Annotated in this window: 8 protein-coding genes and 5 tRNA genes; 3 read left to right on the forward strand and 10 right to left on the reverse strand. The window is 34.6% G+C overall.

Going from position 1 to position 14,669, the window contains the following annotated elements:
* From IDG64_RS15220 to IDG64_RS13885, 3 genes are all read left to right on the forward strand, one after another.
* Positions 1-170 (forward strand): hypothetical protein (locus tag IDG64_RS15220; protein WP_241012145.1); only part of this gene is annotated, 170 nt, incomplete at its 5' end.
* Between the two features lie 11 nt (positions 171-181).
* On the forward strand, positions 182-616 hold the full coding sequence (locus IDG64_RS13880) for a PTS mannitol transporter subunit IIA (RefSeq protein WP_001292149.1): 435 nt from the start codon (positions 182-184) through the stop codon (positions 614-616).
* A complete protein-coding gene (locus tag IDG64_RS13885) occupies positions 616-1,722 on the forward strand; it encodes a mannitol-1-phosphate 5-dehydrogenase (protein ID WP_000648723.1) in 1,107 nt (368 codons plus the stop codon). Before IDG64_RS13880 ends, IDG64_RS13885 begins: the two co-directional genes overlap by 1 nt.
* A 319-nt stretch (positions 1,723-2,041) precedes the next feature.
* On the opposite strand, the gene fmtB is transcribed toward IDG64_RS13885, so the two are convergent.
* The 10 genes from fmtB to IDG64_RS13935 all read right to left on the reverse strand — a co-directional run bounded on the left by fmtB (position 2,042) and on the right by IDG64_RS13935 (position 14,615).
* The gene (gene fmtB, locus IDG64_RS13890) at positions 2,042-9,550 is read right to left on the reverse strand and encodes an LPXTG-anchored DUF1542 repeat protein FmtB (protein WP_200626299.1); all 7,509 of its coding nucleotides are present in this window, start codon (positions 9,548-9,550) and stop codon (positions 2,042-2,044) included.
* Positions 9,551-9,827: 277 nt separating this feature from the next.
* The gene (glmM, locus tag IDG64_RS13895) at positions 9,828-11,183 is read right to left on the reverse strand and encodes a phosphoglucosamine mutase (protein WP_000521495.1); all 1,356 of its coding nucleotides are present in this window, start codon (positions 11,181-11,183) and stop codon (positions 9,828-9,830) included.
* Positions 11,184-11,209: 26 nt separating this feature from the next.
* On the reverse strand, positions 11,210-12,142 hold the full coding sequence (locus IDG64_RS13900; protein ID WP_000894032.1) for a CdaR family protein: 933 nt from the start codon (positions 12,140-12,142) through the stop codon (positions 11,210-11,212).
* Position 12,143: 1 nt separating this feature from the next.
* Entirely contained in the window at positions 12,144-12,953 is an 810-nt protein-coding gene (gene cdaA, locus IDG64_RS13905; RefSeq protein WP_000347896.1) for a diadenylate cyclase CdaA, read from the reverse strand.
* A 188-nt stretch (positions 12,954-13,141) separates the two neighbouring features.
* Positions 13,142-14,050, reverse strand: coding sequence for an arginase (gene rocF / locus IDG64_RS13910; protein WP_000167873.1), 909 nt, complete (start codon positions 14,048-14,050; stop codon positions 13,142-13,144).
* Between the two features lie 137 nt (positions 14,051-14,187).
* Positions 14,188-14,260: transfer RNA gene (locus tag IDG64_RS13915), tRNA-Lys, on the reverse strand.
* 3 nt (positions 14,261-14,263) lie between these two features.
* Positions 14,264-14,338 (reverse strand) — tRNA-Gln (locus IDG64_RS13920).
* 9 nt (positions 14,339-14,347) lie between these two features.
* Positions 14,348-14,431: transfer RNA gene (locus IDG64_RS13925), tRNA-Tyr, on the reverse strand.
* Between the two features lie 29 nt (positions 14,432-14,460).
* Positions 14,461-14,536, reverse strand: a tRNA-Val gene (locus IDG64_RS13930).
* A 7-nt stretch (positions 14,537-14,543) separates the two neighbouring features.
* Positions 14,544-14,615 (reverse strand) — tRNA-Glu (locus IDG64_RS13935).
* Positions 14,616-14,669 lie beyond the last annotated feature (54 nt).

The following is a 14,669-nucleotide window of genomic DNA, read 5'->3' on the forward strand; positions in this document are numbered from 1 at the left end:
TTTCCATGTTTATTCCTGACAATGATTTTATGGCATCACTGGTAAGTGACTTGTCCGAATTTTTAAGTTTGAAATTAGAATCTATTGATACTTTTATGGAAAATCCACAGGAACTTGAAACATTATTAAGAAACAAATTTTTAGAACGAATTAAAAAACAATTTATTTAGGAGTGTACAAAATGAGCGAATTATTTAGTAATGACAATATCTTTTTAAATGTAAATGTTAACAGCCAAAATGAAGCAATTGAAAAAGCAGGTAAAGCCTTAGTTGATAGTGGTGCTGTAACAGATGCTTATATTCAAGCAATGAAAGATCGTGAACAAGTCGTATCAACATTTATGGGAAATGGCTTAGCAATTCCTCATGGCACAGATGAAGCTAAAACAAATGTGATTCACTCAGGTTTAACATTATTACAAATCCCTGAAGGCGTTGACTGGGATGGCGAAGTAGTTAAAGTTGTCGTGGGAATCGCTGGTAAAGATGGCGAACATTTAGACTTGTTATCTAAAATTGCAATTACATTTAGCGAAGAAGAAAATGTGGATCGTATCGTTCAAGCAAAATCTGCAGAAGAAATTAAACAAGTATTCGAGGAGGCAGATGCATAATGAAAGCAGTTCACTTTGGTGCTGGTAACATAGGTCGTGGTTTCATTGGTTATATTCTTGCAGACAACAATGTTAAAGTAACATTTGCAGACGTCAATGAAGAAATCATTAATGCTTTAGCTCATGATCATCAATACGATGTTATTTTAGCTGATGAGTCTAAAACAACGACGCGCGTGAATAATGTTGATGCAATTAATTCAATGCAACCTTCTGAAGCGTTGAAACAAGCAATTCTAGAAGCTGATATTATTACAACAGCTGTTGGTGTTAACATACTACCTATTATTGCTAAATCTTTTGCGCCTTTCTTAAAAGAAAAAACAAACCATGTTAATATTGTTGCTTGTGAGAATGCTATTATGGCAACTGATACATTGAAAAAAGCAGTACTTGATATTACTGGCCCTCTTGGTAACAATATTCATTTTGCTAACTCAGCAGTTGATAGAATTGTACCATTACAAAAGAATGAAAATATATTAGACGTTATGGTTGAGCCATTTTACGAATGGGTTGTTGAAAAAGATGCATGGTATGGCCCAGAACTAAATCATATTAAATATGTTGATGATTTAACACCATATATTGAGCGTAAATTATTAACTGTGAATACAGGACATGCATATTTAGCGTATGCTGGTAAATTTGCAGGTAAAGCTACCGTATTAGACGCTGTAAAAGATAGTTCAATTGAAGCTGGCTTACGCCGTGTTTTAGCTGAAACAAGTCAATATATTACTAATGAATTTGATTTTACTGAAGCGGAACAAGCTGGTTATGTTGAAAAAATAATAGACCGTTTCAACAATTCTTATTTATCTGATGAAGTGACACGTGTCGGACGAGGTACGTTACGTAAAATTGGCCCTAAAGATAGAATTATAAAACCATTAACATATCTTTATAATAAAGATTTAGAACGCACTGGTTTATTAAATACAGCTGCATTGTTATTGAAGTATGATGATACAGCAGACCAAGAAACTGTTGAGAAAAATAATTACATTAAAGAACACGGTTTAAAAGCGTTTTTAAGCGAATATGCTAAAGTTGACGATGGCTTAGCCGATGAAATAATTGAAGCGTACAATTCACTTTCATAATTTATTGAGCTTTGTTTGAAACAAGAAGTTTCCAACGTTATTCGTTAACAATCAGTAATAATGTAGTAGTTCCGTTGAATTAACAATATTAAATTTCTGAACATAAAAAAATACTCCCTTCAACATAGACACTTAACTTGTGTTATGTATGAAAGGAGTATTTTTGCGTTAATAATTTGTTTTATTTTCGAGCCACAGCCACCTATTCAATGGCTATTGGTCATTACTAAAACGAATTCATATTAACTGTTAGACTTGGTTACTTAGTAAGGAATATTTCCCTATGAAATAACTAGATGTTCACATTCTTGAATAAATTTTATTCTTCAGTTTGTTGGTCTTTCTTAGTGAATCTTCTAATTAAGAATGCCATACCTGCACCTAGAGCTAATTCAGCATATGGTAAATCGTCATTATGTGACATACCAGTATCTGGTAAAGTTTTAGCTTGTTGTTTAGGCTTATTAACTTTTCCTTGTTGGTCTGATTTTGCATTTGCTTTGTTTTCTTCAGTCTTAGTTACATTAAGCATATCTTGATGCATACTATGACTACCATTAGAAACTGTTGCTGGAGATGCATTGGCACCGTCGTTTTGCGTAGCTTTATTGTTTGCAACTGGGCCAACTGATGTTTGCGTATCATTAGTTTGCATATCTTTAGCTTTATTGTTTGCAACTGAGCCAACTGATGTTTGCATATCATTAGTATCTGCTGTTGCCGTATCATCTTTTTGGCTAACATTAGTTGAAGTCATTTTTTCTTTTGCTTCAGAAGATGCAGATGTTGATGGTTTATTCGAAACTTCAGTATCAGCTTTGCTTGGCGATTTATCTGCTTCGTTAGATGCAACGTTAGTTTCAGACTTAAGTTGTCCTGCATCAGTTTGATTTGACGTACTTTCTTCTTTATCTTTTGATGTATTAGAAGGTACATTTGGTTCTGTTATGTCTGCTGAAGGCAATGTTTCAGTTGTTGATTCAACCATACTTTGATTTGTTGAATCTCTACCATCTTTTTCTGCCTTAGCTTTATTTTCAGATTTTGGTTGTGCAACCTTGCCATTAGTTGATTGAGATTCAGCACTATTATTTACTTCAGCATTTTGTTTTGAATCATTTACAGATGCATTATCTTTACTATCAGCAGATGATGCTGCTTCTGTGCTCGCAGTTGTTGGAGCCGTCGTTGTTGATCCTGTTGGTGCATTCTCGTTTGTTGCTGTAGTTGTACTATTGTTATTTGTTGTGCTTTCTGCTGGCGTTGCATTATCTGTTTCTGTTACAGGTTTATCAGTTGTGCCGTTATTAGTTGATTCTACTTCTGGTTTACTAGTTACATCGTTATCCATTGTCGGACTGTTTGTTGATGCATCTGCACTAGAATTGTTATTAGCTTGCGGTTTATCCTTTGCATCATCAGTTGCTGATGTTACTGTTGTTTCACCTGTTGCCGCATCACTATTATTTGGTGTTGTCGGAGAAGCGTCTGCTTTGCCATTATCTGTCGTCTCAGATACGTTAGGTTGTCCAGTGTTTTCTGGTGTTGCATTAGCATTTGAATTTGCTGTTGCATCATTATTATCTGTACCATTATTAGTATCATTAGCATCTGGATCATTCTGAGGCACAATCGCTTCAATTGCAGGTATCGTTACATTTTGTAATTCAGCAACCTCTGTATTTGTTTGTGTTTTATCTAATTTATCAGCAAATCTGTCAAAATATCTACCTAAATCTGTACGTGCAATTTCTTTCGCCGATGCATCTGCATCTGCATTTTTAATTATTTCTATTTGCTTGTTAACCACTTCTCTAATTGCTTCCAAAGCATTTTTCTTAACTACTGGATTAATACGTTGTGCTTTAAGTTGTTCAAGCGCACTATTTTTGACAGTAGCGATTTCTGCATTTGTAGTTTGATCAGAAATATCTTCAGTTGCTTTTGATAAAATGTCTTCTAAAGCATTCGTAAACGCTTCTTTTTCTTCAGTTGTAGCATCAGCGTCGACATTTACACCTGCTTCAATCTGGTCTAGTGCAGTTTCTAATTCTTCGATAGCTTTTTGTTTTTCTGTTGAGTCGATTTGAATGTTATCAAATGCTTCAAGTCCTTGAGCTTTCGCTTTTTCAACTTCAGCAGTTGTTGTTGCATCAGTAATACCTTGTTTAGCTTGATCTGTAATTTGTTTAATCATTGCTAATGCTTCAGTTTTTTCTTCAGCAGTTAACTGGTCACTTTGATCAATAGATTCTTTCGTATCTTCTGCTTTAACTTCAATAGCTTGGTTCGCTTTAGGTTTAACAGTAGCATCTACTTGAATAGCATCAATTGCTGCTTTACCTTGTGTTAATGCATCATCAACGTCACCATTATCCACACCATTATTAATGCTTTCTAATGCAGTTTGAACATTTTGGTCAACTTGCTTAATTGCTTGTTGCTTTTCATCTTGTGTTGCATTAGTGTCAGCTGAAATATTATTTTTCTTCTGATCTGCATAAGCATATAAATCTGTTGTAGCTGATTCTTTTTTACCTGTTGGAATTGTGTAATCGTTAATATTATCTAAGTCATTATGAATTTGAACTTCAATGTCATCTTTAGAAGTAGCTTGATTAACATTTTGATCCGCAGTTTGTTTTAATTCAGCAAGTTTTTGTTTCGCTTCAGCAATTTCACTTGAAGTCGATGCGTTAGAGTTATCCGCTTCGTTTACTTTAGCATTATATGCATCTTCAATTTTAGCTAAAGCATCTTTTTTGTACTCACTAAATGTTTTAACTGCATTAATTTTAGCTTTTCCTTCTTTAACTGCATTATCAACATATTCATTTGTTGATGATTGATCGACATTTGTTTTCGCTTGATTTAATTCAGTATCAACTTCTTGTTTTGCATCATTAATTTCTTGTTGTGATGCATTTGGTGTTTGTTCTATTTGTGTTTTCTTATCAGCTGCAGCTTGATCTAATTCTTTTTTACCTGCTGGTTTCTTAACAGGATTTGCATGAAGTTGTTGAACTTTTTGTACTGCTGTATCTTTAGCAGTAGTTACATCACCTGTAGTAGTTGCTGCATTAATATTATTTAAACCTTCTTCATATGCTGCTCTAACTGGTCCAATATCGTTACCTTTTTCTTCATTAGTAGTCTCATTATTATTAAGTATTTCAGTTATTTTATTTTGCATTTCAGTTAGCAATTCCGCTCTTGCATTCGTTTTAACATCTGTTGATGCTTGAATTGGGTCGATGGCTTGAATTGCATTATCTTTTGCAGTGTTTACGTCATCAATTGACTGTGCATTTTCAATATTTTGATTACCTTGTGTTAATTGTGCGTCTACTTGTTGATTTGCTTGTTCTTTTTCTTCAGTAGTCGCATCTGCAGTTTGTGCAATAAGCGCTTTTTGTTCGTTTGCTTTTGTTGCTAATTCATCTTTCGCAACATCTTTAATTGTTGTATCTGCAGTAATACCTTGAATATCAGCAACTGCTTGATCTTTAATTTGCGTAACATCATTAGTTGTTTGTGCATTTAAGATATCTTGATACGCTTTTTCTTTAGCTTTTAAAACTAAATCTTTTGCTGCATTTTTCTCTTCAGTTGTAGCACCAGTTGTATTATCAATTGCTTGATTTTGAGTTGTCACAGCTTGATCAACATCATTTTTAGCATTTGATTTAACCGATGTTGCTGGTTGCGTGCTTTGAATTGAATTCTTTCCAGCGTCTTTCGCCTGATCTACACCATTATCATCAGTTGCAGCTGTAATATTATTTTTCGCGTCTGTAACTGCTGTTGCTAATTGTTGAATAGCTGCTTCTTTTTCTTCAGTTGTAGCGTTCTGATCATTATTGATAACATTTGTTTGCGTTGCTTGTAATTGATCAATTTCATCTTTAGCCGTTTGTTTCTTCACAACTTTTGGTGTTACCGCATTAATCGCTGCTTCTGCATTTGTTTTAGCTTCATCAACTTGTGCGTTAGTAGTTGCTGCTGCAATGGCTTGAATTGCTTTACCATTTTCAGTATTTGCTTCTGCATCAGCTGCTTGTTTTTCTTCATCTGTTGCATCTGGCGTAGCTTGAATCTCTTGCAATTTGTTATTTAAAATTGCTGTGATTTCATTACGTGCAGTTGCTTTTTTATTAACTGTTGGTGTTACTTGATCAATATTAGTTTCACCTGTCGTTTTCGCTTGGTCTACATCATTTTGACTATTAGCAGCTTCAATGTTGCTATTTGCTTGTGTCACAGCATTATCTACGTCCGCATTAGCCGCTGCAATTTCTTCAGCAGTAATGTCTTGCGTTTGAGCGATTGCTGTTTTACGTTCATTCGCTTTCGTAGCAATTGCTTCTTTCGCATTATCTTTAGTTGTTGTTGCTGGCTGAATCGCTTCAATTTTAGCAATTTCTGCATTTTTAGCCGCTTCAACTTCCGCATTTGTATGTGCTGCATCTATTGCTGCATCAGCAGTCGTTTTTTCAGTTTGGACTTGTTGTTTCGCAGCTGCTTTTTCTTCTGTTGTTGAACCGTTATTAGCATCAATTGCTTTTTCTTGAGCTTGTACTTTATCTGCAATTGCTTGTTTCGCTTGAGGTTTAACATTTGCATCAGGTGTAATGGCTGCGATTGTAGCTTCATTTGTAGTTTTTGCATTATCTACATCTGTATTTGCTGCAGCATTATCTATATCAGCGTTTGCAGACAGAACAGCTTGATCAACTTTTTCTTTCGCTGCTTGTTGTTCTTCAGTAGTCGAATCATTCATTGCTTCGATTGCTGTTTTACGTTCACTTGCTTTTTGAGCAATTTCTGCTTTAGCATCCGATTTCTTAGTTGTGGCAGCTTGAACTTGATTAATTGCAGCAATACCATTGTCTTTAGCTGTTGTTACAGCACTGTTTGTATTTGCAGCATCAAGATTTGTTCTTGCTTCTTGCTTTTTAGTATCTAATTCTGTATATGCAGCTTGTTTTTCTTCTGTAGTTGAAGCATTGCTATTTTGAATTTCTTGTTTACGTGTATTATATGCGTTTTCTACTTCTGTATCAGCTGCAGGTTTAACTTTTGCTTGTGTTTGAATTGCATTGATTTTATCTAATACTTTTGCTTTAGTATCAGCCACTTCTTGTTGTGATTTAACAACTTGGATGTCATGTAAACCTTCTGTTTGAGCTGCATCTACTGCTGCATTTGCCTCTGCTACTTCTTCATCAGTTGCATTTGAAACTGTAGCATTTTGCGCTTTTCTAGCTGTAGCTGCTTGTCTAACTTCTTTATAAGCATCCATTTTAGTTTGAGTTGAATCCGTAATATTCTCAATTTTGAATATTTCTTCGTTTTTAACGCGTTCTAAATCTTGTGCAGTCGTTGTCGCTTCTATCGCTTTAACACCTGAAACTTTAGCTGCATTAATACGTTCAATTGCTTCCGCTACCTCTTCATTTGTTGTATCAGGATTTAAAGGCGCTTGATCAATTTGTGCTTGTACAACTTCATCAAATTCTTCAAGAGCTGCTGCTTTGGCTGTTGTTGCAGGTGCAGTTTGATTAATATCATTGATTGCTTTTGTTTTAATGGCTTCTACTTGTGCATTTGTTGTTGCTGCATCAATATCTTTAATTGCCTTTGTTTCAATTTTACCAATTTTATCATTTGCTACATCTTTTTCATCTTGTAATGATGCATTTGACTTTTTAATTTGTTGTTTACGAGTTGTAACTGCTTGGATAATATCTTGTTTCGCTTGAGGTTTAACTGTTGGTGTAATCACATCTTGTTCTAACACTGCGATACCATTATCTTTTTCAGTTGTGACACCTTGTGATGTTGTTTGTTTATTAATTTCTGCGATTGCATTATTTTTATCATTGTTAATTTTAGTCACAAGCGCTGCAACTTCATCTTGCGTAACTTTTTTACTTTGTTGTGCTGCTGTAACCTTTTCTTGAGCTTTAGCATCTAATTCAGCAATTGCTGCTTGATTATCAATTAATGCAGCTTGTAATTTAGTTACTAAACCGTCAATATCCGCTTGAGATGCACGATTTGCAGTTTCAACGTGATTCGCATCTTCATTTAAAATAGTGTCTGCTTGTTGTTTAAGTTTATTGTATTCTGCAATTGATGCTGTTGTGTAATGACTATTATCAACTTGTGAGTTTACTTGTTGTTGCAACGCATCTTTGTTCATTTCAACCGCTACTGAAAATGGATCTGCAGTTAGTGTAACTTCTGGTTGCGCATTATTAATTACAACATCTGAAGCAGTACGATATGTTAATTTTTCATTAAAATCAATATTTTTAGGTGTATCGATATTCGCAACATTAACTTTATATGATAATTTTAAAGATTTATCTGGGAATAAAACTTCTTTAGTGTGTGTACCACGTGCCGTTGTCACACCTTGGCTTGTAAATGTAACTTTATTTGCATTTTGATCATAATTAACAGTCATATTTTTCAATACTGTACTGTCTTCATTACCATTAGGGAATGTTGTAGTTAATGAATCATTAACGTAAGTTACACCTTGTGGTAATGTTACTTCATATTTAAATTGATCTGCTTTTAATGAAGCACCAAAATTACCATTGTTACCGATTTCAGTATTAATAGTATATTCTTTATTGTTAGTTGCTTTCGGTGCTAAATCTCTATTTTTGACATATAAATGTGATCCTGAGAATAGACCTACATTATCAATGAATGAATAGTATTTATAACCATCTTTATTTGTTGTAATTCTTGAAGCATCAGCAACTGCTGTATTGTCAGGAATAAATTGTAAATCTAAACGATCAGCATCAGTTGGTACTTTAAATAAATGTGCAGTACCAGTCTTAGCAACATTTACAGTTGCTAATTCAGTATTTTTCTTAGCATCTTTAATAACTAAATTTGTTGCACCTTGCTTACTATTCGTTTGCATAGTAGTAAAGTTAATAATTAATTCTGAATCTGGTTTTACATTTACAGTTTTTGAAATACCGTTAAAGTTACCATGATCTGTAGAATCATTTGCATTCACACGACCTAATGCAGCCACGTTTCCTTTAGCTTGATAGTTTTGAGGGTTATTCTTATCAAACATATCGCTTCGTCTTAATTCTGAGTTAACGAAACCAATCTTACCGTTGTTAATTAATGAATAACCATTTACTTTATCTGTAACAGTTACAGTTGGATCCTGTCTATTCTCATCTGTTGATATGGCAGGATCATCAAACGTTAATGTTGTATTAATACTGCCTTCACCAGTATTGCTAGCATTTGGATCTTGAGTTTGTGCGTTTGCTGCTACAGGTGCTGCTGGTTGCGCTGCTGCTGGAGCATTCGCTGGCTGTGTTTGATTTGCCGGTGTTGCTTGGTTATTTCCTTGTCCTGCTTGGTTTGCCGGTGCTGCTTGATTTCCAGGTTGTGCTTGTGCAGCGTTATTTGGATCAGCTTGATTACCTTGTCCAGCTGGTTGTGCTGTACCTGCTGCCGGTTGTGCTGCGCCTCCTGCTGGTTGTGCTGCGCCTCCTGCTGGATTAGCCTGTCCACCTTGGTTTGCTGGTTGTGCTGCTGGTTGTCCTTGGTTCGCAGGTGCAGCTGGTTGTGCTGCAGGATTAGCTTGAGCACCAGCATTTGCGTTAGGCTGTGCATTGGCATCAGCTGGTTGTGCTGGTTGATTTTGTGCAGGCTGATTTTGCTCTGCTGCAGACGCTGTTGTCGGGTTAGTAGATATAAAAGTAACAGTGGCAATTAAAGCTGAAAAAATACCGACATTAAATTTTCTGATACTAAATTTTTGTTGTCTGAATAAATTCATTAAGTCATCCTCCTGGTTGATTATTCTCGCTGTTAAATGATTTCACTTAATCAACTGTTAAGATAAGTAGTAGCATCTGCGTTAAAAACACAAAGCAACTCTATCTAATTAAAATTAATTTTATCATCATTATATATTGATCACCAGTGTATTTTATATTACATATTGATTACTTTGTTTTTATTTTGTTTATATCATTTTACGTTTGTACTATAAATTATTTCTAGAAACACAAAAAAACCGATGCATACGCATCGGCTTATTTGTAATACAGTATTTATTTATCTAATCCCATTTTATCTTGAACCACATCAGCTATTTGTTGTGCAAATCTTTCAGCATCTTCATCAGTTGCTGCTTCAACCATGACACGAACTAATGGTTCTGTTCCAGAAGGTCTTACTAAAATTCGACCTTCTCCATTCATTTCTACTTCTACTTTAGTCATAACTTCTTTAACGTCAACATTTTCTTCAACACGATATTTATCTGTTACGCGTACGTTAATTAATGATTGTGGATATTTTTTCATTTGTCCAGCTAATTCACTTAGTGATTTACCAGTCATTTTTATTACAGAAGCTAATTGAATACCAGTTAATAAACCATCACCAGTTGTATTGTAATCCATCATAACGATATGTCCAGATTGTTCTCCACCTAAGTTATAATTACCGCGACGCATTTCTTCTACTACATATCTGTCGCCAACTTTAGTTTTATTAGATTTAATTCCTTCTTGTTCAAGCGCTTTGTAAAAACCTAAATTACTCATAACAGTAGAAACAATCATGTCATTATTCAATTCTTGATTTTTATGCATTTCTTGACCAATAATAAACATAATTTGGTCACCGTCAACGATTTGACCATTCTCATCTACTGCTATGATTCTGTCTCCATCGCCGTCAAATGCTAACCCAAAATCACTTTCAGTTTCAACTACTTTTTCAGCTAATTTTTCAGGATGTGTAGAGCCACATTTCTCATTGATATTATATCCATCTGGACTACATCCAATTGTTTCAGTATCTGCTTCTAAGTCACCAAATAAGAATGGCGCTAGTGATGATGTTGAACCATTTGCACCATCTAAAACAATTTTCAAACCTTCAAAGTTAACATCTACTGTTGATTTTAAATAGCTCAAATATTTTTGTGCCCCTTCAAAGTAATCTGAATAATGTACAATATCATTGCCAACTGGTCTTGGTAATTCTGGGTTTTCTTGATCCAATAATGCTTCAATTTCATTTTCTTGTTCATCTGATAGTTTAAAACCATCTGATCCAAAGAATTTAATACCATTATCTGCAACTGGATTATGAGAGGCTGAAATCATTACACCTAACTCTGCACCCATATCGCGTGTTAAATATGCAACACCTGGTGTTGAAATAATACCTAATCGCATCACTTCTGCACCAATTGAAATCAAACCAGCTATTAATGCTGATTCTAACATTTCACCTGAAACTCTAGTATCGCGACCTACAAGTACACGTGGGTGTTTTTCACCTTTATTATGTGCTAGAACATAGCCACCGTATCTTCCTAATTTAAATGCCAATTCAGGTGTTAGTTCTTGGTTTGCGACACCTCTTACTCCGTCTGTACCAAAATATTTTCCCATTGTTTACTCTCCTTTAATTTAGCTATTTATTTTACATTTATATAAGCCTTCGTTTCACTTGGTTGTGCTTTAGTGACATGTTCTGGTAAATTGATTTTTACAGTCTTTTCAGTTGATTCTGAAATACCATCTAAATCTACTTCTGCATCAACTTCGCTTATATTTTGTAAGTCATCTCGACTACCGAAGATTTCAATTTCTTTATCTTCTAAATCAATCGAACTTAACTCTTTATCATCTGCTAAACTACCTTTCTGTTTAACATTTACTTTAACCTTTTTGCTAAAAGGCTCTACTTTAACTTGTAAATTCACTTCATTAGGTTGAATCGATACATTTAATTTATTCAGTTTTTTATCAAAAGCCGTTACTTCTGCGACATCTTTTGTGTCACCATTAATCTTTTTATTAGTTTTAAAAGTGGCTTTTAAATAAGCGATATCATTCAATTGTTCTTCTCCACCTGTTACTTTAACTGTTTGTGGTGAAACTTCTTGCTTTGTAATTTTATAAAGTGGATCAATATCACTCTGACTTACATCAGGTTGAACTGTCATCTTTTTAGTTACTTTGTTTTCAAGCGTAATATTTGCTAATTTAGGTTTTACAGAATAATGAATGTCATCAGCTAACCCTTTAACTTGATACTTCTCTTGATATTTTCCAGCTTTAGCATTTGATAAATCAATCACTACTCTTAAATCTTCTGGATTTTCAATTTTTATTATCTTTGATTGTGGTCCTGAAATAGTCACATTAACTGTTTCAGGCGCTTTTGTTAAATGCAAATCTTTAGTGTTATAAAGAATTTCAACGGGTACATCTTGAATCGTTTTACTAGACTTTTGACCAAGATTACCAGTGTTAAAGATATTTCCAAAAACATTGTTAACAGATAAAAAGAAAAACAATGCCAAAAGAAAGGCAATAAATCTCAAGCCCCATTTACTTTCTAGCATATTATTTCACACCTTTCTTTTGAAAGCGTGTGCCAAACCAATGTTCAGCAAGCAACTCTTCAAAAATTTCGTTTGAAATGTCTCGTCGTAATTTTCCATCAAATGTTACCGAAATATCACCAGTTTCTTCAGATACAATAACGGTAAATGCATCAGATACTTCTGAAATACCAACCGCAGCTCTATGTCTTGTACCCAAACTTTTAGATATCTTAGGACTATCAGACAATGGCAAATAACTTGCTGCTGCTGCAATCTTCGTGCCTTGAATAATCATTGCACCATCATGTAAAGGTGTGTTAGGTATAAAGACATTAATTAAAAGTTCTTGCGAAATATTTGAATCCATTGCAATACCTGTTTCAATATAATCTTGAAGACCTGTTTCTTTTTCAAAGACAATTAATGCACCTATACGTCTTTTAGCCATATATTGCACAGCCTTTGAAACCGATTGAATCAATTTCTCTTCATCTTTACTATACGTATTAGAAGTATAGCGTTTTAAAAAGCTACCTCTACCAAGTTGTTCTAACGCACGTCTAATTTCTGGTTGGAATATTACTATTAAAGCTAATACCCCCCATTGAATAACGATATCGAATAATTTAGATGTTGCAGTCAAGTTCAATATCATACTTATCTGCTGACCAATAACAATTACTAATATCCCTTTAAGTAATTGTATCGCTTTAGTTCCCTTAAAGACCGTGATGAGAAGATAAAGTACATACCAAACTATCAGTAAATCAAGGATACTCGTTACAATTTTTAACGTACTGAGGTTTTGAAAAAAGTTGGAAAAATCCATAACATCTCCTCCGGGTAATATTTTTCCATAATACCCATTATACCAATCATTTACATCACTGTCATACGAACATATATTTAAATAGAAAAAATTTATTTTAAAGATTATAACTACTCTTAATCATTTTAGTGAATTAAAAAAAGTAGTGCAAAAAGCAAAATATACTTTATACACTACAAATCATTTATTTATAATAAAGTTTCACCAAAAAATGTTCCAACTAATGAAACCGCTTGTTCAGCAGTATGATTATTACTGTCAATCAATGGATTTACTTCAACTAAATCCATTGAGGAAATTAAATGTGATTGATGCAGTAATTCCAATGCAAAATGGCTTTCTCTATAACTAAGACCACCCAAAACTCTAGTACCAGTGCCTGGCGTTTCAAGCGGATCTAAAGCATCAACATCTAAAGATAAATGAACGCCATCAACATTGCGTGACTTCAAATATTCTATTGTATTTTCAATTACTTCCTTTATCCCCAATTTATCAATATCTGACATAGTAAATGTTTTAATATTATGATCTTTGATAAATTGTCTTTCACCTTTATCTAAATCTCTCATACCAATTAGTACGATGTTTTCTGGCTTGATTACATTACTATTTAATTCTAAAAGTTCTTTGGGACCTTCGCCTGTCAAAATCCTTAGAGGCATACCATGAATATTTCCACTTGGTGACTCTTCAGGTATATTTAAATCACCATGTGCATCATACCAAATAACACCTAAATTATTATAATGTTTACTTATTGCTGATACTGAACCTACCGCAATAGAATGATCTCCACCAAGAACTAGAGGAAATCTGTTATTTTCAATTGATGCTGAAACCTCTTTATTTAATTTTTGATTAACATCTATAATTTCATCATAATTTCTTAATCCTTTTTGTTCACTATGAAATTTTTCAATGTTCACAACAGGTACCTTAATATCCCCCTTGTCATATACATCGAGGTCTAATTGCTTTAATCTTGAAATTAATCCAGCATATCTAATTGCTGTTGGTCCTAAATCAACACCTAATTTTCTTTGTCCAAATGTTGATGGTGCACCTATAATATCAATTGCTTTTGTCTTTGTCATAAGCGTCCCCCTTTGCTCTATGTAATTAAAGAATAATGTATGCGCTTACCATTATCAAGCAATAGCTACACATATAATCTGTTTATCTTATTACTTCATAAAAAAAAGCACTTCCCAAAAATGGAAAGTGCAAGTAGTGAGCCATAGAGGATTCGAACCTCTGACCCTCTGATTAAAAGTCAGATGCTCTACCAACTGAGCTAATGGCTCTAATGGCTGGGCTAGCTGGATTCGAACCAACGAGTGACGGAGTCAAAGTCCGTTGCCTTACCGCTTGGCTATAGCCCAATATATAGATGGTGGAGGGGGGCAGATTCGAACTGCCGAACCCGAAGGAGCGGATTTACAGTCCGCCGCGTTTAGCCACTTCGCTACCCCTCCAGCTTATTCATATAATTTAATAATCAAAATGGTGGAGAATGACGGGTTCGAACCGCCGACCCTCTGCTTGTAAGGCAGATGCTCTCCCAGCTGAGCTAATTCTCCAAAATAATGACTCCTACGGGACTCGAACCCGTGTTACCGCCGTGAAAGGGCGGTGTCTTAACCGCTTGACCAAGGAGCCATGGCTCCACAGGTAGGACTCGAACCTACGACCGATCGGTTAACAGCCGATAGC

This window comes from Staphylococcus sp. EG-SA-15 (assembly GCF_017151895.1).
GTDB classification, from domain to species: Bacteria; Bacillota; Bacilli; order Staphylococcales; family Staphylococcaceae; genus Staphylococcus; species Staphylococcus aureus.

What these genes read in the sequence shown, in the direction of transcription:
- IDG64_RS13885 (WP_000648723.1), top strand. Translation starts at nt 616, where the DNA reads ATGAAAGCAGTTCACTTTGGTGCTGGTAACATAGGTCGTGGTTTCATT.
- fmtB (WP_200626299.1), bottom strand. Translation starts at nt 9,550, where the DNA reads ATGAATTTATTCAGACAACAAAAATTTAGTATCAGAAAATTTAATGTC.
- IDG64_RS13880 (WP_001292149.1), top strand. Translation starts at nt 182, where the DNA reads ATGAGCGAATTATTTAGTAATGACAATATCTTTTTAAATGTAAATGTT.
- IDG64_RS13900 (WP_000894032.1), bottom strand. Translation starts at nt 12,142, where the DNA reads ATGCTAGAAAGTAAATGGGGCTTGAGATTTATTGCCTTTCTTTTGGCA.
- rocF (WP_000167873.1), bottom strand. Translation starts at nt 14,050, where the DNA reads ATGACAAAGACAAAAGCAATTGATATTATAGGTGCACCATCAACATTT.
- cdaA (WP_000347896.1), bottom strand. Translation starts at nt 12,953, where the DNA reads ATGGATTTTTCCAACTTTTTTCAAAACCTCAGTACGTTAAAAATTGTA.
- glmM (WP_000521495.1), bottom strand. Translation starts at nt 11,183, where the DNA reads ATGGGAAAATATTTTGGTACAGACGGAGTAAGAGGTGTCGCAAACCAA.